We start from the raw sequence: 22,581 nt of genomic DNA on the forward strand, positions 1-22,581 counted from the left end.
CAGCCTCCAATGGTTGAAAGGGCGCAAAGTCCAGCTATTATTATGTTCGTTAAGGCCGCGGCAATGGCTCCTATAACAAGCCCTATTATCAATGATCCTAGTGCCCAGTAAATATAATTTCCTTTAAACCCCTTGTAGGTTAGGGGCTTTTGAAGCCCCTTGTATATGGGATAGCTTTTAGGTGTCATACGCCAAAGAATGCTTTAATTACTACACTTACTAACACCAGAAATAAGCAGGACCCACCCCAGCTCATTAGCTCTTTATTAATATCCTGATCCCCACTGTTCCATTTTATATACACGCGTATTCCACCTATCAGGCCAACCACAGCTCCAATAGCAAGTATTAAAGTTGATATAGGGTCTATGTAACCTGTTAGAGATGATGTTGCTGCATTTATTCCCACAGTTCCTCCTTGAGCGTAGATCAAGTTTATTGAACAGATGGTAAGAATAAGTGCTGAAAATAGTTTTTTTAGATGTTGTTTCATGATTTATAGTTTTTTAGTTATTTAGTTGTTGAATGTTAGTTTATTGAAATAGCCCCTTAAGTACCGAGCTAAGTATAGATAGAAATAGGCAGGAGAAAAACCACCCAGCGATTTGCACATCTATACGATCTCTTCCTAGCTGCCAATTGTTGTAAATCCGCAAACCACCTAATACGCCACAGATTCCTCCAATGGCAAGCGCCAGATCAGAAAGGCTTATATAATAGCGGTCAATTTGATTACTTGCGCTATAGAACTCACTGATTGCTGGTTGTGCAACAATTGAATGGGTGGTTAGCAGAATACTAATGGGGACTAAAAGATAGCATAGCTGTTTTTGCATGATTTGAAGTTAATAGGGAATAGCCTTAGTGTATTCTATAACCTCATTGTGCATGAGCATGACGAGCTCTTTAATGCTTAGCGGGGCAGTGGTTGCAATAGGCACAATAGGTAGAGCCTTCGAAAAATTTTCTTCAGTAGTAAGGCCTACTTTGTAAGCTGCATGATTAGAATCTTTTTCTCTTAAAGTGACTTTTATTGGTTCACTAGCCAGGGGTATTATTATTTCCTGCTGCTGCTGGCTATCAGTAGAGATCTTTGGAGTGTTGATATATAGATCATAAATAATGTTAAGCACATAATAGATCACATAGCCTATAGAAAGGCTAAATAAAAAGGTAAACCAGTTCATAATTAATTAATAAAAAATGTAAATTTTAGATTTATCTCTGAAGATACTGATGGTAAATGCTGTCTAGGGTAGGAAGGATTAAATTTAATAGGCTAGTTGGCGTATGTATGTTGTTTAATTTTTGAAAATCAATCCTATCGTAAATTACCGAGGCAATGGTTCCAAATTTTGATAGTGTGAGCTCAATATCCATTTTAGATTCAATTTTTGTAAAATTCTTTATCCTATTGGGAATAAAGCAACATGGAGCTCGAGGATTCAATTTGGTTATTACTAAACTGAAAAGCAGCGTCGCATTAATCGTAAACTGGTCATAACTAAAAGGGCATAAAATAACATCGGCAAGTGAAACGTACTCACTAGCATAGGCGTCCTCTATACTGGAAGGAAGATCTATTAGCAGAATTTTATGTGGATTCTCTTTAATCTTTGTAAGAAGATTTATGCTTTCTGCTTTCTGTCTATCATATATTGTATATAAGGAGGGAGTTTGCAGAATTTGCGTGTTTTTCTGCATATTGATCAAGCAATGCTTGAAATCTAAGTCCAATATACCAACCCATCTTCTATGCTCTTGCGTGAGATAATTCGCAAGAGCGAGCGTGAGGGTACTCTTACCGACGCCCCCTTTTATATTTCCTATAAGAATGATCATAGCTGCCTTAGGTTTTATGGAATTGTGTATTTCTTATTTTTCCTTCTTTTATTTAGTGCATTAGGCTCCAATTCTTCGATGATATCGATTTGAAAATCAAGTATGGAGATGCCAGAACTTTCTTTATAATCAGAATCTAAAGCCTGAGTTCTATCTATAAAATCGGATTGCGCTCTACTTTCAGAAATGTTATTTTTATTTACAGACCGAATAAAGTCAGACAATGGCCATATGTAACTACCTTCAAAGACCGTCTTACTTTGATGATCTATTACGCAGTAGTCCGTTGGCATTTTACGACTTCTTCCATGAAAAATAAGCTGAATATTGTGGCTGTTTTTAAGCTGCAATATAAATTCGGATGTGCATCTTATTGGGGATGATGAAAATTTTTGATATTTCATATACTCTTTAATTTGTATTGATGCATCATATTTTTTCAGATTCGCAGCAAAAATTTCTCTAAGCTCTTGTAATCTCAAACTAGAGCGCTCACCGTTTGATATCTTGTTATATATGTTCTTAAGACAAACTTCAGCTTGTATTTTTCCATGTTTTATCAAAGCCAGCGTCTCATTTTTAATTTGTGCACTGTATCTTAATGCATATAAAAGCATGATAAATTCCATACGCGAAGAAAATGTATAGTTTAATGCCCTATCTAAATCATGCTGCGCTTGTCTTTTAGAATCTATGCCAAGAACTTTGTTAAGTTCACTATACGCTTTAATTCCTTCGAAGCTGTCACTTATACCTTTTCCATTCTTGTTAACGCGTGTAGAGACAATATGGACATGATTTATGTTTGTGTCGTAGTGAAAAAAAATTAAATAGGGCTGTTTGCCATATCCCATTTCTTCAAGCCAGCTTTTAGCCATGAACGTTAAGTTCCATTTACTTTGAATTTCTTGTTGGCAAGAAATTATAGCGTGAAATTGGGGTTTTTCAATCCGGCTGGCAGCAGATATGCTGAGTAAGTAATCGATATAATCATGAGGTTTTATATATCTTAATATGCCAAGGGCATGAAAATTTTCTGCACACATTAACTCAGCTCTATCACTGCTAACCTTCGCTATGTTATACATTACACCCTTAAAAGAGCTTTGATTATTAAATATTACAACTTTCATTTCATCTTCTTTATTATTTTTAATAATTCTGAAAATGCTGCTTCAATCTTCCCTAGCGTTTGAAAATAGTCTTCAATATTAGTTAGCGTTACAGAGCTGATATTCGTATTATCTTCTAAGGATTTCTGGTTGGTAAAGTAGTATGGTATTGTAGGCTCCAGTGAATTTCTAATCTTGGCTAAATGCGTTCCTAATGAATCTAAGGCTTTTATAAGCTCCACGGTATTACAAAGTATGATGTTGGATTCTTCAATAACCATAATCCTGATAATTTTTGTTTTACTCATGCCTAAGCTTTTCGCTAATTCCGTGAACTTAATATGTTCAGCTGAGGTAAGAGACAGATAGTATCTGCTTTTAGGTTCTTTGAGCTTGGATGCTAATATTGATGTTCTATTTTTCATACTAAAAGTGTTTTAGCGCTTTAAAAAATTATTGAAGGAATGATATTTACTACCGATTTTTTCTACTAGCATCTCGTTATAATCTTTGTATCCTTGATATTGATTTGAACGGTCTTGGGCATGCGGTATAGCATTTATAATGTTCCTAGTAGCTTGCTTTCCTGCTTTATCGTTATCTAGAAATAGATCTATTTGTTTGATGTTCTGAATTCTGTCTATTGTTTTATTTAATTGTGCTATAGAGTTAAGTACATAAATAGTAGGAGAATTCTGAGTCTCACCTGTGTGCTTTAGCCAGCTCAAGTAATCCATGTAACCCTCAAATACGGCAGCATGATTTTCATCAGATCCTGGAATTATAGAAATTCCTTTTGCCCCAATACTACTTTTAAAACCTTTAATGGTAGTGAATTCAAAATTCTTATGCTCATTTTGCCAACCTATAGCATAATAGCTTGTCAAAGAGTCTTTATTCAAGTGGTTTTTATAATATACTTCTTGAAGATGCCCTTGAGCAACATCATAAATCCCCCTAGATTCTAGGTATTTAGTAAGTAAAAAGTTTGTCCCTATAGGTTTGGTCTTAACCAGTTTAAAGGCATAGTCTTGAGACTTTTGAATATTTAAATTCTGTGCTATGGAATTATTTATAGAATTGATGGACTGTGTATTAAGAGTATTTCGCATTTTAAGTAGCACTTCTTTAAAGGAAAGCTCAGGCCAGTAAGCAAGTGCGAGTTGAATAATCCCACCACCGTAAATTCCTGTATGGTTGGCGCCACCTCTATCAATCCATTTACCTCCATCATCCCAAACGCTAAAAGAAGGCGTGGATTGAGAGGTTTGCCGAAGCATGCTATGATAGAAAAGTTCTTTACCAGATTTCTTTACAGGTAGATGTCCTAGGGAGGCAAGAAAATCTGAAATCCGTATATTTTGAAATTCTTCAATATTAACATATGTTGACATGTTTAATGATTTATAAATAAAAGATTTTATTTTTCTAAAGGTTAGTGGCCCTTGATATGCTATCAGTTAAGTATATATGCTCACCAAAAGGGCTGTTTGCAATAGATTTAAAAGAATCCACTGGAAATCTAGAGGATCATCGGTTTATTTCATTTTTATTTTTATTCGGAACTACTCACGTCAGTCCGTACAGACCGGGTATTCACCTGCCAATGTGCTTTCAGTATATTGAATAGACTCTATTCTCACTTTCACAAAATTTCCTTTTTAATTAAGGATAATGTTTCGTTCCTGGCTGTCAAAGAACATCATTGAATCATTCTCGCAACGATTACTTAATGGATGGAAGCTTTGGCTATTCTGCTTTAGCTTGGCTATTTTGTTCTTATGCATTATTAGAAATAGGTTTTTATTAATTTTCGGTAGGCTATGCTTTCTGATTTAAGTATATAGCTATAGCGCTTTAGGAGTTAATCATTTAAGTGTTTGTTTAATAATTGAAAATTCTAAAACATATTTCTTCTAATTTTTATCAAATCAAAAAATTATATGCTTTATCAAAAAGTGAAAGGGGGTGAAAAAAAGAATTCACCCTAGGGAAGTTTTTTTTATAAAAACTTATTAGTCAGTGGTTAAAGGTTTTTTATGTGTCGGGTATTTATTTAGCGAAAAGTGAAAGTTCGCCCTTACCCCGTAGCATACTATCTATTTACACAATTTTTCAGAGTTTATAGTTTATTTACCTTGACCTCATATAATATTTATATTGCAATCCTAGTTTTGTGGCTATAAAGATTTATTAAAACATGAAAAAACTATCAATTCTTTTAGCCCTGATAGGCCTGCTGAATTTCGATGCTAAAGCGCAAATGCCATCTGATAATGGGATAATGAGATTGGATGAATTTCGATATCCTAAAAAGCGTGAGATTATAAATATTCCAAATGTAAATGGTTTGACTGTTTTGAAATGTGACTTTCATATGCACACCGTGTTTACAGATGGTCATGTATGGCCAAACGTCCGTATTGGCGAAGCTTGGAAAGAAGGTTTAGATGCTATCTCTTTCACAGAACATGTGGAATATACACCACATTCCGATGATGTTAAAGTTGGTAATTTAAGACCACATGAGTTAGCTAAAACCTTAGCCGCGGAGAACAACATAATTCTGATAAAAGGTACCGAGGTAACACGTAATACTCCTCCCGGGCATTTCAATGCATTATTTATTCAAGATGACAAGAACCTTGTTGCTGATCGCGCTAGTGATTTAGACGAAAAAGCGATACAAGCTGTAGTTGATCAAAATGCATTTATTTTTTGGAATCATCCGGGGTGGAAAGCTACCCAAATTGCGGGCTCATATGAGTGGATTCCATTTGTTGAAAAAATGTACCAAGAGAAAAAGCTACATGGTATTGAAGTGGTAAATGGATTTGGATTTCACAAAAAAGCATTGGACTGGGCATTAGATCGTAACTTAACCGTGATAGGTAATACTGATATTCACAATCTAATAGCGCACGATTATGACATTGAACGTGAGGGTGTTCATAGAACGATGACACTTGTGATGAGTAAAGATAGATCTGCTGAAGCAATTCGTGAAGCCTTAGAGAAAGGAAATACGGTAGCATGGTCAAGTAATTACTTGTTTGGTAAAGAAGAAAATGTACGGAATTTATTCCATGCATGTGTAAAATTCAGTAGTGCATACCACGAAAAAACCAATGCTCAAGGAAAGAAGACAAAATACTATGAATTATCAAACAATAGTGATCTTCATTTTGAATTGCACCTAAAACAAGGCAATGGAACACAAAAAGTAATATTATATCCCCAATCGACACAAATAATTACTGCTTCAGGCAATCAGTCAAAGCTAACCTATGAAGTAGTATCAACTTATATCCGAAGTGATCAGCATCTAAAAGTCGATTTAAGTTTATAATTATTTATTGATAGGAAATTTTACAAACCAATTCTTTTATAGCTTAGCATTATTGAGACAAATAATGTTCTAGCAAGTTGCGTCTGGCGTATGCCTGTAAGTTTATTCGTGCTAATTTTATTTAGCGTGAGTTCGATTTATAGGTAGCAGACGCATCTTAAAAATGGCGATTTTTTTCATTAGAATTATCGTCCAAACTCATCAGTATGATTATATCATCGACATAACTGGGCGTAATGAATAATATACATTTGCTAAATTTCGTATTTTAATGTCAAATTCTCTCAAATAATACAATTTTTTAAGCTCGATAAGGATGTACCTTCTTTAGGTTCAAACTGTAGCCCCAACATTTGTAAACCATACAGGCTGTGCATGATCCAGTAATCTTTTTCGACTAAATAGGGGTCGACTACTTTTTCTTCTGCAACTATAATAAGTAAATCAACAACAAGGTACTCTTGTGTAAGCTTTTTGGGAAATTAGGGTTTATTAGTTGTGTTTTGAAAGTGGGAGTAATATCTGATAATACTCTTAGTGTATGAATAGGAATGTTTTTCAAAAATTATATTTTGCTTTTATTCAAAGTGTAACTAAATGAATTAATGTGATATTTTAAAAAAGAGGTAAGTTTAAAGTTTATGCTAGTTGATTTTTTAAATATTTTATAGATGAAAATTTAGAACAGTTAATTTTCAGCAATTCCTTTTGAACTGCTGAAAACACTGTATAGATTATATATATATAAATTTTTATGGTACTTGACTTGTGAAGCGTAATTGATTATCAAAAAATAAGTAGGTTAGGTTAAACTTATAAGTCATTATAGCTTATTTTTACGATATGCATAATAAAACACCGTTGGCAATACCGTAAACGATAAAACTAAACAAATCATTAATCCACCTACAATCATAATGGCTAACGGTTTTTGGATTTCTGAACCCATTCCAGTAGATAAAGCTGCTGGTAATAACCCTAATGACCCCATTAGAGCAATCATTAAGATGGAACGGATACGACTTTTCACGCCTAATTTAATAGCTTTTATCAATGGATATTCTTTTAGATTATCTTTCATTACAGCTATTAAGATAATCCCATTGATGGTATTAACTCCAAACAAAATGATTAATCCAATTCCAGCGGAAATTCCAAAGATAGTATTGGTGATCCATAAGGATAGAAATCCTCCAATAAAGGCAAATGGAATTGTAATCGCTGCCAATGCCGTATCTTTCATATTTCCGAAATTACTGTACAATAACAGCAGTATTAGGACTAAAGAAATTGGAATTACTGTCATTAATTGTTTTGAAGCACGTTCTTTACTTTCGAACTCACCTGCCCATTCCATATAGTTATCTTTTGGAAGTTCCACTTCTTTTGCTACCACTTCTTTTGCTTCCGAAATCGTTGAACCTAAATCGCGCCCATCTATACTAAAACCAACACCAATGTAACGGCTGTTTCCTTCACGGTAAATAAAAGCAGGACCAGTTTTGTAGCCAATCGTTGCTATTTCTTGTAGCGGTACATTTTGTCCGTTACTTGTTGGAATTAGAATATTACCAATCTTTTCAGGAGAGTCACGGTATTCTTTCTCGAAACGTAGAATTACATCAAACTGTCGATCATTCTCATAGAATTTAGTAGCTGCTTGACCTCCAATTGTCATTTCAATTACGGCTTGAACATCGGCCGTACTGATACCATAACGTGCCATTTTGGTATCGTGTAATTGAATTTTTAATTCAGGTAAACCAATATTTTTGTACACATTAATGTCTGTAATACCTTTTACTTTTCCAATGGATGTAGATACTTTATTAGCATAATTTTCTAAATCGTATAAATCGTCTCCGAAGATTTTAATTACCAAAGAACTTTTTACCCCCGCCACATATTCTTCTACATTATCCTGAATCGGTTGCGAGAATCCAAAGGTAATTCCTGGATAATTAGCCAATTTATTACGCATATCTTGGATGATTTCATCTTTCGAAATAGAACGTGTCCAATCGGATTCGTCTTTTAGCTGGATATTAAATTCGATATTAAAAAACCCTGTTGGATCGGTACCATCGTTTGGCCTTCCTGTTTGCGTTAAGATAAAGTCTATTTCCTCAGTATCTTTCAATAGCAGTGTTTTCATATCTTTGGTTAATCGAGTTGATTCTTTCAGATTGATACTATTGGGTAAAGTGGCACGCACGTAAATTGATCCCTCATTCAATTGTGGTAAAAACTCCGAACCGTAATTCATAAATTTCACTGAACAAATCGCCAAGAGTCCAACAAATACAGCTGTTGTTAAAGTTTTGGCTTTGAATGAGATATTGAATAATTTGTAAATTGAATTGATACAAAATTTTGAAATGAAATTCTCTTTTTCTTCGATATTTTTAGTGAATAACAATTTACACATTGCTGGAACATATGTTAAACTCAAGATTAGCGAACCTAACAAAGCATAACCCAATGTAAAAGCTAATGGTGTAAACATTTTTCCTTCTACTTTTTGGAAAGAGAAAATGGGTAATAAGGCTACAATAAGAATTATTAATGCAAAGAAGATATAAGAAGCTACACTTCCTGCACTTTTCTTAATCACGCCCATTTTGCTCATTTTTGCAAAACGCTCCGACCCAACTTTGAGCTGCATGGTGGCTAAAGCGACAAAAACCGTTTCTACAATCACGAGCGTCCCTTCGAGTAATAATCCAAAATCTAAAGCTCCCATTGAAATTAAATTCGCTGGTAAACCTTGAATTTTGAGCATAATAATGGCAAATAAAAAAGCCAATGGAATTACCGATGCAACGATGAAGGTTGACTTCCAATTGTACAAGAAAATAAATACAATTAGTGATACCAATAATATACCTTCAACCATATTCTTTGCGACCGTTTTCACTGTATTGTCGACCAATTTGGTACGATCGACTACCGTTTCTATTTTGACATTATCTGGTAAAGTACGTTCGTTAAGCTCTTCAATTTTTTGTTTCAAGTTGCCAATAACTTCTGATGGATTTTGACCACGAAGCATAATCACAATACCTTCGACCAAATCATCATGTTCATTGTAGCCGACCTGTCCTAAACGTGGTTTACTTGAAACAATTACTTCAGCAACATTCTTAATTAAAATGGGTGTAGAACCATTCAGTTTTACCGTAATATTACCGATGTCTTCAATTTTATCCAGCAAACCCACGCCACGTACTACATACGCTTGATCTCCTTGTTGAATAACATCTCCACCTACATTTACATTGGATTTAGAAACGGCTTCGTATACATCCAATGGTGATAAATCGTAATTCTTTAGTTCGGTTGGATTGATTTTTATCTCATAGATTTTTTCTTCACCACCAAAGCTCACCACATCGGCAACTCCGGGTACAGAAAGCAATTCACGTTCGATCACCCAATCTTGAATGGCGGTGACTTCTTTAATTGGCAAGTCACTTTTAATAACATAACGGAAAATTTCCCCAGTAGCCCCCGAGGGCGGTTCGATCGATGCGTCGGCTCCTTGTGGTAAATCGACACCGTTTAATTTGTTAGACACATATTGTTGCGCATAAAAATCATCAATTCCGTCTTCAAATTGTACTGTTACGACGGATAATCCAAATAAGGAAATCGAACGAATATTGGATTTATGCGGAATACTATTCATCACTTTAGAAACAGGTAAAGTCACTAACTTTTCCATTTCTTCTGCACTACGACCAGTCCATTGTGTAATAATACGTGCACGGGTATTGGTTACATCCGGAAATGCTTCAATAGGTGTCTTTTTTAAGGAGAAAATTCCACCAAAAAGCAATGCTAAAGTAGCGAAAATAACAAATGTGGTATTGCGCAACGAGAAGGTTACGACTGCTTGTACTAACTTCTGCATCGGATTATTTGTTTAATTCTTCCACTAAAAGCAAAGCATTCGAACTGATAACCTTCTCGTTCTTTGCAAATTTTTCTTCTACATACGTATATTCAGCATTGGATGCGATAGCCGTAATTTTTCGAACTTCCATTGAGCAATCGTCTTTATAAACGACAACATATTCTTTATTATTCTCAAATACTTTGGCTGAATTAGGAATTGCAAAAGCAGTCCCAATCACATTTTTTTTGTCGATGATGATATCCGCACTTAAACCAGGCATTAGGTTTAAATCTTGATTTTCTAATACTACTCGGGCTTTAATAACGTGTTCGTTATCATCGAATATGTTATATATTTTATCAATTTTACCCGCATACATTCTGTCAGGAAACGCTACCGTTTTTACTTTTACGTGATCGCCTTGTTTAATGTATTTTAAATTACTCGCGTAAATATTCACCATTACCCACACTTGTTTTAAGTTAGAAATTGAAAACAAAGCTTCGTCTGCATCATTAGATATAGATTGACCAGAACTGATATTTTTCTGAACAATGTATCCGTTTTTAGGCGCCAAAATTTGGAACTGCTCGTCACCTATTGCACGATACATTTTTAAAGTTGAATTGATTTTATCCCATTCAATTTGAGCTGCTTGTAGTTCATGCTCTAATGCTAAAACCTCAGGTTGTGAACTCATACCATCTTTTAATAATTCATTTTTTGATTGTATTTGTTTGCGTAATAAATCAATCTGATTTTGGTAATAACGACGTTCTTGTGTTATCCCCTGAACTTCGGCAGATTTTACAACGGCTAATACTTGCCCTTGACGGACATAATCGCCTAATTCGAAATTGACACTATTAACGACCCCTTGTAGTAAACTTTTATGAGCTACTAAATCATTCTCATTATATTCAACCTTACCTGTAAGCGTTAGCTGCTCGTGAATAGGTTGTTCAGAAATTGTAGAAATAGTTGTTGACTTTTTCAATTGATCATTTAAACAGAAAGTTTCGTTTTTATTTACTTCAACTGTTTTTTTTTCTTCTTTGTTGGCACAACTGTTTAAAACAAACAATAATGCAGCTAAAATGTATATAGATTTGTTCATACGATTAAAAATCTTTTCCTACGATATATTGTAATTCTTCGAAAGTATTTTGATAAGTCTGTTGCAATTGGAAATACGCTTGATTGGCTTCACGATAAGCCTGAGTAAAATCAATAAATTCCAATAAAGTCACTTGATTATTTTGGAAGTGCTTTTTGTAATTATCGAGCATTTGTTTTTGATTTTTGAGGTGATCAACTGGCCAATTTTGAAGCGATTTTTCTATTCTAATCAATTGATTTCGTAATTGATGAATGGACTGAATAAGATTATTCTCCACGGTTAGTTGATTGGATTGCTCTTGTATAATACCAATTTCAGCTGCTTTGATATTGCCTTTATTTCTGTTAAAAACAGGTAAATCGAAACTAACCCCTAGACCAATAAAATCACTCATAATATTTCCACCACGATCGTAATTCATTTGTACGGTAAGATCCGGCTTCTTTTCTGCCTTTTCTAAAACTAACAGTTGTTGCGCTTTTGCTTTTTCATTTAATTGACGTTTCAATCCAATGTTCTGTTGTTTGGCAATTTCAACAAGATTGATCGGTAATATTTGGGATTTTATGTTTGCGGATGTTTCAAAAGTGATTTGTGTAACATCTAAACTGTGATTATGCGTCAAAATTCGAAGTTTGCTTAACGCTTCAAATTGTTCATTTTCTATTTCAACTTGCTGTTTTTGCAATCCAATTAATTCCGTTTGAATACGGTAAAAATCAGCCGAAGATACATTCTTCAGCTCAGATTGACGTTTGTACTGGGCATTCATTTGCGTGTACAAGTAAACAATCTCATTCAATTGCGTAACTTCTTGCTGAATGCGTTCTAGATCATAAAAGGTTAATCTTAACTCTTTACGCAATTCGCGTAGTAATTCTTCATACTCAAAAGATGCTGATTTTTGGTCTAATTTTTTTAATGCTAGACGTTTTTTACGTTTGCCAGCTGTTTCTATCATCTGCTGCAAATCAACAGAAATTTGTTGATTTTGCCCATACTTACCAAACAGATAGGGTTGCTTTTCAATATTGTACGTTTTCCAAAGGTTAACTTCAGAAATTGAAAGCGTAGGATTTGGCCATAATTTCTCCTGTATGATTTCGGCTTGTGCCTTATCAATATTAAATTTTGAAGCAAGAAGTTTTGAGTTATTGTGAATAAACTGACTTTCGAGATCGGTTAATGTGACGGTTTGAGCCTGTATAGTAGGCGCAGCACAGATTAATGCAATAGGAAATAAAAGATGTTTCATTTCTAGAAATTTGAAAGTTCAAAACTAGAAATCAAACATTAAGGAGGTTTTTAAGATAGATTAGAATTTGATTAGAATTACTTAAAATGTTAATCGCATAATGGTTCCTTTGGGCTGATTGGTTAATATCTCTAATTCTATATGATGAATTTTAAAAATAATATCAGCCATAGATAATCCAATTCCTTTACCTTGATAAGAAGATGTGTTTTTTCCACGGTAGAAATTTTGCCGAATTTGAGGTAACTCGTCAGTTTCAATTCCAATTCCGGTATCGATAATTTGAAGAATTAATCGCTCTTCAATAGTTAAAAATTGTATCTGTATTTGCTGATTATTAGAATATTTAATGGCGTTAGAAATAAGGTTTCCGATGGCTAAATTTAGTAATTGATTGTTCCCGTTGATCGTCAATAATTGATCATTTTTCACATCCAAATCTACTTTAATATCTGCTTGATGATAGACAATTTGGTTTTCTACCAATTCCCAAATCACTTCATCAATGCGAATAGGCGATAATTCAAAATTGGTTTTCGCCCCTGAAAGCAACATCATTTGATCGATTGTTTCTTGTAGATCTATCGTATATTGCTGTAATTGTTGCAATGCTTCTTGATATTCCTCAGTGGTTCTATCCTTTTGTTTTGTAACTTCCAAAGTGCCCATTAAAGCGGTAATTGGCGTACGTAATTCGTGAGAAACATAGTCTATGAAATTCTTTTGTACCGAAAATGTTTCTGAAATTTGATTAATGAAACGGTTATAAGTCGTCGATAATTCTTTTATTTCAGTATAAGAATGTTCTAGAACAATCGGCTCTTTAAAATTGATTCCGTTTCTGTTTTTTATCTGAGAAATAAAATGTGTGATGGGTTGATAAGCTATAAATCCTAAATATTGCGACAACAGGTAGATGACGGCTAAACCAACTATGGAAGCAATAAGTAAAATTTGAAGCAACGAACTCATTTGATCGTTAAAAACTACTTTAGATTCACGAACTACAACCACAAAATCACCTTGATTATCTGTATAAAAAATTCCTTTGTAAAAGTAGTCCTCCGTGTGAAAAATACCATTATTATGTTTTCTAACTTCTTGTAGAAAGTCCTTGGAAATACTTATATCATTTGTCATTTCACCATTTACCTTGTCACTGTTATTGTTGTAAACGGCAATATTTTTGCGAGAAATGGTTTTTAACAATTGGCTTTTAATATTCTCATGCTCGGAAGAAGAAAGTTCATCTTGTTCTAGATAATAAATAGCCGCTAAGAGTGATTTACTTTCGAGTGCTTTTATTTCCTTTTTTTCCATAGTAGAGTAAAAGGAAAAATAAATTATGGCCGAAACTGTCAAAATTATGACGCTGAATATTAAGACAGAATAAATGGATAAGCGATCTCTTAATTTCATATTTTAATCCGCCTTTAGCATATATCCAACTCCTTTAATAGTGTAAATATATTTTTGATTTTTATCAATCTTATTTCTCAAATAAGATATATAAACATCCACAACATTGGTGTGATTATCAAAAGTTATACCCCAAACAGCATTTAAAATTTGAATTCGAGAAACCGCCTTGTTATTATTTTCGATTAAATAATTTAAAAGCTTGAATTCACGCGGCGATAAAATAACTTCTTCTCCTGCAATTTTCACAGTATATTGGTTCAAATCGACCAGCATATCTCCAATTGCAAATGTATTGGATCTTTCATCTTTTTGTGCATACTGATGTCTACGAGTCAAAGCATTTATTCGCGATAGCAATTCATCAAAATGAAAGGGTTTCGTCATGTAATCATCAGCTCCAAAATCTAAGGCAGAGACTTTATCTTGTACAGAGCTTAAAGCCGTTAACATCAAAACTGGAGTATATATTTTTTTATAACGAATGGTTTGAACTAATTGCATACCATCCATACCAGGGAGCATAATGTCGCAAATAATTAAATCAAAAGATGATTGTAGGTAATTATTTATGAAATCTTCTGCAGATTTACATAAGGTTACAAAATGTGTATTCTCTTCTAATCCTTTTAGAATAAAATCACTAATTCGTTTATCATCTTCAATAAGAATAATTTGCATAAATGTTTTTCACAAAAATAGAAAATCATAAACCTCTAAAAAAATAACCATTGCTTTCTAATGAAATTTTAATGTATAATATTACACTATATAAATTTTAAAAACAGGGAAGTCTATTCTTTTAGAATTATAAAATTGTTATTCACAGATCATATTCTTTGATTTTTATGTGTCATTATAAAACTCGAGAATTTAAATTCCATTTTATTAAATAATAGCGTGCTATTGAAAGAAGTGTAAATTTATACTCTTTTAGACACTCCTGTTTCCGGATATATAGTAAAAGTCAAACTCAAGACTAGGAAGTGTTTTTGTGATAATTCAGTCTGTTATCGAAAGGTTTTTACTGAACGCTTCGATTGTGAAATCAGACCATATTACAGAAGAATGATTCGTTCAAATGATCTTCTTTTTAAAATGGGACTTGAATTGGGAGGAAATAGAGGTTCAGCAATTAGTCGCTATGTTGGACTGCCGGTTAGCTCCTCCACTATGTTAAGAGTGATTCAAGCAGTAGATATACAACCTAAGGCTTTGACATCTTGGGTAATTGGCGTAGATGACTGGGCATTCAAAAAAGGAAGTACCTACGGAACCGTTATTGTGGATTTAGAACGGAAAGAAGTGATAGATTTACTTCCGGATCGTGAATCGGATACGCTGGCAGAGTGGCTGAAAAATCATCCAGAAATAAAAGTAGTATCCAGAGATCGCTATGGTCCATATGCTTTAGGTATAAAAACAGGTGCCCCTGATGCCATTCAGGTAGCCGACCGCTTTCACCTAATTATGAACTTAGGGGAAGCAGCTAAAAAAGTCTTCCAATCAAAAGCAAAAGAATTGAAGGAAATATTTAAGCTTTATAATGATCCCAAAAGGAAAGAACCTTCATTAACGGAAGTTACCGGGCCTGTTGAAGCAAATTTAGAAGTTGTAGCACCAACTATTTCTACAGCAAACATTGGTGCACATAAACAATATCTATTCGACAAGGTTAAAGAGTTATATGCCAATGGTATTACGCTGAGACAAATTGCCAGAATTACAAACCTGGATCGAAAAACAGTCGCAAGGTATGTATCCATGGAAAAACTTGAGAAAAGACAATCCAGCAACTCCACCAATTTGGAATCCTTCATCAATTATCTTTTGAGCGAAGGGAACCACGGAAAAACATATCGAGAACTGCATAACACTATTGTTCAGATGGGATTCAATGGTAAGTATACCCAGTTTTGCCACAAGATGAATGAAGTTTATAATATGCCTGGGCTTAGTAGAATGAAATACAAGGCGCAGGTGGTGGTAGCAAAAACTTGGTCGCCAACCCAATTATCCTTAATGCTCTATAGGGAGTCAAAACACCTAAAGGAAGATGATAAAGAATTTTTAGAATTATTATTTGAAAAGCTTCCTCCAATAAAACAAATGGAGCAATTGATAAAAGCTTTTAAACAATTGTTTCTTATCAAGAAAGACGGTATGTTACAAAAATGGATTCAGGAGGCATCAGCATCAGAGTGCGGGCTTAAAAATTTTGCTAAAAATATTTTAAGGGACTATGAAGCAGTGAATAATGCAGTAGTAACAACAGTAAGTAACGGCCAGGTTGAAGGACAAGTGAATCGAATAAAAAATATAAAAAGAAAAATGTACGGAAGGGCAGGATTTCAGCTATTGAGGAAAATGATACTTGCAAAATCAGCATGATTCACCAAAATTGACGAAGAACCACTTTGCTGTGGAATGGTGGTGTAGTATGGTCCGGAATATTCATTAAGGGAACTGCAGAACGAGGTCAGTGCTCCATTGGCTGGTTTTATGGCTTCAAGCTGCACCTGATCATCAATGATAAAGGTGAAATATTGTCTTTTTATCTCACAAAGGGGAATGTAGATGACAGAAATCTAAAACATATGATGGATATGACTAAAGATATTTTTGGTAAACTCTATGGGGACAAGGGATATATTTCAAAAGCAATGGCCGATATATTATGGGGAAACGGAGTACAAATGGTGACCAAACCAAGAAAAAATATGAAAGGAATAAACCTTAGTCAAACGGATAAAATAATGCTCAGAAAGCGAGCAATTATTGAATGTGTGTCAATGATGAACTTAAAAACATTTGTAAGCTACAACATACAAGACATAGGTCTGTAAGTAACTTTTTATTGAATATTTTAGGAGCATTAGCCGCTTATGCTTTCTTCCCTAAAAAACCTTCATTAAATATTCAATTTGAACAGCAAGAAAATCAATTATTCCTTGCTGCTTAAACCGAACTCACGTTAAGATAGATTTATTTATTGTGGATTTTCTCTGGATAATATTGGGAATAGTTTGTTTAATAGCCCAACATAAAATTAGAGTTTATAAAAGACAATCCTTACAAAATAAGATATAATAAGTTAGGTAGAAATGTTAAGCTTTGTACTCAATAATATATCATGATTCATTAAAATTGTATTATTTAATTTGTGAACTAAAAAATAAAGTTTTTATAAAAATTGATTACAAAAACATGGGAATTTATTTTGTTAATTATTTGAGATTTAATTTAAGAATTTGTGTTATCCTTAATTTCTCTAAATAAATCTTTAACCTTTTCAGTTAACATTTTATAATATCTTTTTTTTTCAATATTTAATTTCTTTTCAAGGGTATAAGATTTTTCAATAATATTAATGTATTCATATTCTTTTTTTAATACAAACAATTTAGAAAATTCAACATTTAAGTATCTACAAAGTATGTAAATACTTGACCAATTGCTCATATGTTCAGCCCTTTCAATTCTTCCTATTGCCATACTATCAATGTCACATTTTAGAGAGATATCATGTCGAGATAAGTTTTCAGTAAGTCTTGCATGACGTAATACTATGCCAATATATATATTTATCAATTGAATTTCAGGATCCAAGAATTTTTTTGCCATCTCCTAAAGTTTAGGATATTCTAGAATTTTATTCGTTACAAATTTGTAACGAATAAAAAATTTGTTATATTTGAATTATAAGATTAATTCCCCAAATAAGGGAAAGGTATTAAAACAAAGAGTCTCGGTCACAAATTCCGACAATTTGAATCCAAAAGAGACGGTAGTTTTAATGCCCATGTTGATATTTTATGTAAATTTGATACATACTATAGCACATGGGCTACTACTGTAATTCCATTTTGGAGGGCGTCGGAACCCTGTGGCATGGTGTGTAGTAGTCCAACTATAGTTACCTATTCCACCATTGACTCTCAATTATAAACTATGAGAGCTATGAAAAAACAACTTTACAAAAATCTTATTTCAGCTCCGGAGTAGCTTCGGAAACTGTATTTTGGTCTTTAATAGATCAATTTAATCGGTTTTGTGCTCCAATTGTAATCCGAAATTATAACCAATGTATATACTTAAGAGTGAGCCTTCCCGATAACAAATCAATTATTTTTTATTAACTATTTGGCAAAACCGTGAATAGATATAACTGTATAAACGTTTTTACAGTTTAACGAATTCACTTTTTACCTTAAAACAACATCTTGAAAAATGAAGAATTTTAACGAGGGGGGGAGAAAACTGCCTATACCCAAGATTTCATGTCCTATGAAATTGAATCCGAAAATAAATCCCAACAAAGCTCAAAAGCAGGATAGCAAGCAAGACGAGAGTGCATTACGTAAGGATCAAGTCGATAGTTATGTAAGATATTTAGAGACGCTGATATTTGAATATCAATATCGAAATCTATTAGAGAAAGAAGGAGTTAAAAATTTAAATAAAAATAATAAGTATAGTTTCCAAAAGTTAAATGAATTGCGTTCACATGTAAACTCTAAATCTTTGATTGCAAAATCGATTATCCTAAATATCTTCATACTAATCATTACACTTGCTCAATTCCCAATACTTGCACAAGATACTTTGATTGACTCTGATAATAAGTTTAGTAAAACTACAACCTATGATTATTCGCTTTATCGCGCAATAAAAACTATTCCCTTACGCAGTTCAAGTTTTATTGAAAAAGAACGAAAAAAATACCCAAATGCTGATTTTCATAAATTTCCAGTTGAGCAACATATCGGTGATATGTCAATTATAAAAAGGATCAAATGTGGTGATACTATACCAGATGAGATTATGGATCTCCCACTTTGGGTAGTACATGATTCTTACGGCCGAGATACTATCAGTCTTCGACAATCAATGGATAAGCCTTGGATAATTATAGAGGCTTGGAGTGACATCTGCCCACCATGTATAGAGTCGATGACAAAATGGGAAAGTATCTATCAAGAATCGGACTCTAACTTTACATTAATGGGTTTGTATTCGAGTTATTATAATTATAAAGTGGTGAATTTTATAAGAAAAAGGAAATGGGAGAGTGTTCAAATAATTGGTAAATCTATGGCGATTTTATCACATGCCTTTTTTGGTAAAAATGCTCTTGGGCCATCAATATGGATTAAAAATGGAAAATTGTTTGGCATATCTAAAGCTCTTTCTCTTCGTGAGGGGGATTATAAGAAGATTTTAAATGAGGAGCTTAATTCAATACCAAAATATGCATCATGGACAGATTAACAAATCTGGCAATAACCTCAGGAGCCATTTACAATTAAAATAAATCACATTCGCTAAGCTTAAATTCTATATGTAATGAAAAATTATACAATAATAATTTATATTTTATTTTTTATTCCTTTGAGTGCAATAAGTCAAAAGAAGGTTGAAATTAGTGGGGTTGTTCAAGATTTAAATGGAACAAAAATATCTAATGTTTCCATTAAGACTAATAATGGTTCACAAAAATCATTTACAAATGAACTTGGTAAGTTTAATATAAAATCATCAATTCCAGATACACTCATATTTAGTCGTATTGGTTATAAAAATCTGCGTTATCCCATAAATGATATAGAGACAAATATTCTAATAGAATTGAATGTTAATGAACAGGAAATTGAAGAGGTTGTAATTAATACTGGATATCAATCTGTAAAACCTAATGAAATTAATGGTTCTGTTACCATTATTGACAATAGTACATTAAATCTTCAAAATGGAATCAATGTATTACAGCGTTTAGATGGAGTCACCAATGGATTGACATTTAATATTGGTAAACGTAACATTAATCCACAGAATAATACAGGTATTGTGATACGTGGGCATAGTACAATTAATGGGCCATTAGATCCTTTGATAGTATTAAATAATTTTGTGTATGAAGGGGATATTGATAATATTTCTCCTGATGACGTTGAATCTGTGACTATTCTTAAAGATGCAGCAGCTACTTCCATTTATGGAGCACGAGGAGGAAATGGCGTTATAGTTATAACTACTAAACGGGGGAAATATAATCAAGGTCTTCAGGTGAACTTTCGTGCAAGTAATATTCTGACTGATATTCCTAATTTGGATCCATTGACTGGAATGGATAATAAGGAATATATTGACATTGAACGTATGTTGTATGAACGGGGTAATTTCAATTCAGTTATTAATGCTACTTCAAAAACTGCTCTTACGCCAATCGTAGACATTCTTAATCAATTAGATAAGGGACATATAACATCAGAAGATGCAGAAAAAATGATAAAACAATACGAAGAAGGTAACTTTTTGAATGATTATTCTAAAGCCTTTTATAAAAAGGGAAATACACAACAATATCATATAGGCTTACGGGGTGGTTCAAATAATTACAATTGGAATCTTGCAGCAAACTATAATAAATCTTCAGATAATACAAATAATGAACTAGATCGAATTAATCTAGGATTATCAAACACTTTTCGGATGAATAAATGGATAACTGTTGGTATAGATGCACAATTAAATAATGTTAAAAGTACGAACAGTTCAATACCATCGATATCCGAACTCCGTCAGTTTGGAGCTCGACAAGTTCCTTATACATTATTGTTTGATGAAGATAACAATGAAATACCTTTTTCGCAATATAATTCATTATATCTCGATACAGTTGGCAAAGGACGGCTTAATGATTGGCATTATTATCCTGTTCGTGAAAGAGATTTTCTTCAAACAAATAGTAATAGGCAGGATATGATTGGTGTGTTTAATACTGAAATCCATCCATTTAATAGCTTAAAAGTAATTGCTTCTTATCAGTATCAAAGACAGATGTCTAATGTAAGATCAGTACATGACAGAAATAGTTATATGATGCGGAATTTAATAAACCGCTATGCATACATTAATGAGTCTAATGGTTTTATCACTTACAATATACCAAATAGTGATCGGTTAGTTCTGCAGAATTCCGGCTTGTCATCGCAGCAGTTTAGGTTACAAACTGAATACAATAAAGAGTACATGGAACATAAATTAAAAGGTATGGGAGGATTTGAAGTAAGAGAAGTTAAAAGCTGGGGAGATGCTTCTTGGATTTATGGGTACAATTATGATCCACTCTCATATGCTACAGTTAGTTTCGTGGAAAGTTTTATACAACGTCCTTCCGGCCGTACTACCATACCTGGAGGTGTTTGGCCGGATCCTAATATTACCAATAGGTTTGTAAGTTTGTATGGTAACGCATTTTACAGTTTTCGAGATATCTATTCTATCAGTGGTAGTTTTCGAAAAGATGGGTCCAATATATATGGTATTAATACAAATGATAAATGGAAACCCCTATGGTCAGTTGCTTTAGGTTACGAAATTTCTAAAGAGTCATTCTTTAATGTGCAATTTATAGATGAGCTCAAATTACGTGGATCATTAGGTTATTCGGGTAATGTTGATTTGAGACGTTCAGCCTTGCCAATTGCTAGCTTTTTTACTGGAGATGCTGCTTTAGGATCCTTGCCAATTGCACGCATTGGGACATTAAATAATCCTTCGCTGAGATGGGAGCAGGTTCAACAATTTAATCTTGCTGTAGACTTTAAATTATGGAATGGGAAGATAAGGGGGACAATAGAGTACTATACAAAATTGTCTAAGGACTTATACGGTCCTTCAGCATATGATTATACAACATGGGCTGTGCAACCAACTATTGTAATGAACGCAGCAAATTTATCAGGGAAAGGAATTGATTTACAATTGGGAGTTACACCATTAAACAAAGAATTGAAATGGGAAAGTACTTTTATTCTTAACTATAATACTGCTACAACAACAAAATATTATCTTACTTCAACGCAATACAGATCCGATATTGATCGAGTAATAGGTAGTGATGGAACTATTATTACGCCTATAGAGGGTATGCCTCCCTATGCTATTGCTGCATACAAATGGGCTGGACTTGATGCAAACGGAAATCCCCAGGGATATTTAAATGGAATACCAAGTATTGATTATAATGGTATTCGAGAAGATGTAAGAGAAAATGGGCTTAATAATGATAATGCCTCTTATATTGGATCAGCAATACCAGTTACTTTCGGATCTTGGATGAACGGGGTCAGCTTTAAGAATATTGGGCTCTCTTGGAATTTCACCTATCGGACTGGATATTATTTTAGACGTCAATCAATTCATTATGAATCTCTCATAAGTCGAGGTATTGGTCATTTAGATTTTTCACAAAGATGGCAAAATGCGGGAGATGAATTAAAAACAAATATTCCATCTTTCCAATTTCCTATTACTTCCGTTGGTAGGGATGATTTTTATGCATTAAGTGATGTATTGATAGAAAAGGCTGATCATATAAGATTACAATTTATTAATTTATCTTATAATCTTAAAAATGACAATAATTTCTTGCCCAAAAACACTAGATTTTTTATAAATGTATCGAACCTTGGAATAGTATGGAGGTCAAATAAATTTAAAATTGACCCTGAGTATCCCTACTCTATAGCACCATCACGAACTTTCTCATTTGGTGTATCAGCAAATTTTTAAAGTTAAATA

The 22,581-nt window shown here is 33.4% G+C and carries 17 protein-coding genes and 1 pseudogene; 5 read left to right on the plus strand and 13 right to left on the minus strand.

Annotation, left to right across the window (positions count from 1 at the left end; translation table 11 throughout):
• Window positions 1-184: 184 nt before the first annotated feature.
• Genes GOQ17_RS03250 through GOQ17_RS03280 form a run of 7 tightly spaced genes read right to left on the minus strand, consistent with a single transcriptional unit; the run spans window position 185 to window position 4,348 of the window.
• On the minus strand, window positions 185-493 hold the full coding sequence (locus GOQ17_RS03250; RefSeq protein ID WP_159634707.1) for a DUF4134 domain-containing protein: 309 nt from the start codon (window positions 491-493) through the stop codon (window positions 185-187).
• Between the two features lie 40 nt (window positions 494-533).
• A complete protein-coding gene (locus GOQ17_RS03255; RefSeq protein ID WP_159634710.1) occupies window positions 534-836 on the minus strand; it encodes a DUF4134 family protein in 303 nt (100 codons plus the stop codon).
• Window positions 837-845: 9 nt separating this feature from the next.
• Window positions 846-1,187, minus strand: coding sequence for a hypothetical protein (locus tag GOQ17_RS03260; protein ID WP_159634713.1), 342 nt, complete (start codon window positions 1,185-1,187; stop codon window positions 846-848).
• Window positions 1,188-1,218: 31 nt separating this feature from the next.
• Window positions 1,219-1,842, minus strand: coding sequence for a ParA family protein (locus GOQ17_RS16545; RefSeq protein WP_159634716.1), 624 nt, complete (start codon window positions 1,840-1,842; stop codon window positions 1,219-1,221).
• Between the two features lie 14 nt (window positions 1,843-1,856).
• Complete coding sequence (locus tag GOQ17_RS03270) at window positions 1,857-2,975, minus strand: relaxase/mobilization nuclease domain-containing protein (protein ID WP_159634719.1); 1,119 nt, start codon at window positions 2,973-2,975, stop codon at window positions 1,857-1,859.
• Window positions 2,972-3,379, minus strand: a complete 408-nt coding sequence (locus tag GOQ17_RS03275; RefSeq protein ID WP_159634722.1) for a hypothetical protein — start codon at window positions 3,377-3,379, stop codon at window positions 2,972-2,974. The genes GOQ17_RS03270 and GOQ17_RS03275 overlap by 4 nt, the downstream gene beginning before the upstream one ends.
• A 12-nt stretch (window positions 3,380-3,391) precedes the next feature.
• A complete protein-coding gene (locus GOQ17_RS03280) occupies window positions 3,392-4,348 on the minus strand; it encodes a DUF8464 domain-containing protein (protein WP_159634725.1) in 957 nt (318 codons plus the stop codon).
• Between the two features lie 806 nt (window positions 4,349-5,154).
• On the opposite strand from GOQ17_RS03280, the gene GOQ17_RS03285 reads away from it, so the two are divergent.
• The gene (locus GOQ17_RS03285; RefSeq protein WP_159634728.1) at window positions 5,155-6,303 is read left to right on the plus strand and encodes an Sb-PDE family phosphodiesterase; all 1,149 of its coding nucleotides are present in this window, start codon (window positions 5,155-5,157) and stop codon (window positions 6,301-6,303) included.
• An 823-nt stretch (window positions 6,304-7,126) separates the two neighbouring features.
• On the opposite strand, the gene GOQ17_RS03290 is transcribed toward GOQ17_RS03285, so the two are convergent.
• From GOQ17_RS03290 to GOQ17_RS03310, 5 genes are all read right to left on the minus strand, one after another.
• Window positions 7,127-10,216, minus strand: a complete 3,090-nt coding sequence (locus GOQ17_RS03290) for an efflux RND transporter permease subunit (protein ID WP_159634731.1) — start codon at window positions 10,214-10,216, stop codon at window positions 7,127-7,129.
• A gap of 4 nt (window positions 10,217-10,220) precedes the next feature.
• The gene (locus GOQ17_RS03295; RefSeq protein ID WP_149913430.1) at window positions 10,221-11,318 is read right to left on the minus strand and encodes an efflux RND transporter periplasmic adaptor subunit; all 1,098 of its coding nucleotides are present in this window, start codon (window positions 11,316-11,318) and stop codon (window positions 10,221-10,223) included.
• Between the two features lie 4 nt (window positions 11,319-11,322).
• Window positions 11,323-12,576, minus strand: a complete 1,254-nt coding sequence (locus GOQ17_RS03300; protein ID WP_159634734.1) for a TolC family protein — start codon at window positions 12,574-12,576, stop codon at window positions 11,323-11,325.
• A gap of 81 nt (window positions 12,577-12,657) precedes the next feature.
• Window positions 12,658-13,896: a sensor histidine kinase gene (locus tag GOQ17_RS03305; RefSeq protein WP_159634737.1), complete on the minus strand. Its 1,239-nt coding sequence runs from the start codon at window positions 13,894-13,896 to the stop codon at window positions 12,658-12,660.
• Window positions 13,897-13,998: 102 nt separating this feature from the next.
• On the minus strand, window positions 13,999-14,676 hold the full coding sequence (locus GOQ17_RS03310; protein ID WP_149913427.1) for a response regulator transcription factor: 678 nt from the start codon (window positions 14,674-14,676) through the stop codon (window positions 13,999-14,001).
• Window positions 14,677-14,916: 240 nt separating this feature from the next.
• Here GOQ17_RS03310 and GOQ17_RS03315 point away from each other — a divergent pair, with 240 nt between their 5' ends.
• Entirely contained in the window at window positions 14,917-16,386 is a 1,470-nt protein-coding gene (locus GOQ17_RS03315; protein ID WP_159635062.1) for an ISL3 family transposase, read from the plus strand.
• Window positions 16,387-16,454: 68 nt separating this feature from the next.
• Window positions 16,455-16,957 (plus strand): annotated as a pseudogene (locus tag GOQ17_RS03320) (IS982 family transposase); the annotation flags it as partial.
• Between the two features lie 281 nt (window positions 16,958-17,238).
• Here GOQ17_RS03320 and GOQ17_RS03325 read toward each other — a convergent pair.
• Complete coding sequence (locus GOQ17_RS03325) at window positions 17,239-17,619, minus strand: helix-turn-helix domain-containing protein (RefSeq protein WP_159634740.1); 381 nt, start codon at window positions 17,617-17,619, stop codon at window positions 17,239-17,241.
• Between the two features lie 606 nt (window positions 17,620-18,225).
• Here GOQ17_RS03325 and GOQ17_RS03330 point away from each other — a divergent pair.
• A complete protein-coding gene (locus GOQ17_RS03330) occupies window positions 18,226-19,266 on the plus strand; it encodes a hypothetical protein (protein ID WP_159634743.1) in 1,041 nt (346 codons plus the stop codon).
• Between the two features lie 75 nt (window positions 19,267-19,341).
• A complete protein-coding gene (locus GOQ17_RS03335) occupies window positions 19,342-22,572 on the plus strand; it encodes a SusC/RagA family TonB-linked outer membrane protein (RefSeq protein ID WP_159634746.1) in 3,231 nt (1,076 codons plus the stop codon).
• Window positions 22,573-22,581 lie beyond the last annotated feature (9 nt).

Origin of the sequence: Sphingobacterium composti (genome assembly GCF_009829075.1) — a bacterium.
Classification (GTDB): Bacteria; Bacteroidota; Bacteroidia; order Sphingobacteriales; family Sphingobacteriaceae; genus Sphingobacterium; species Sphingobacterium composti.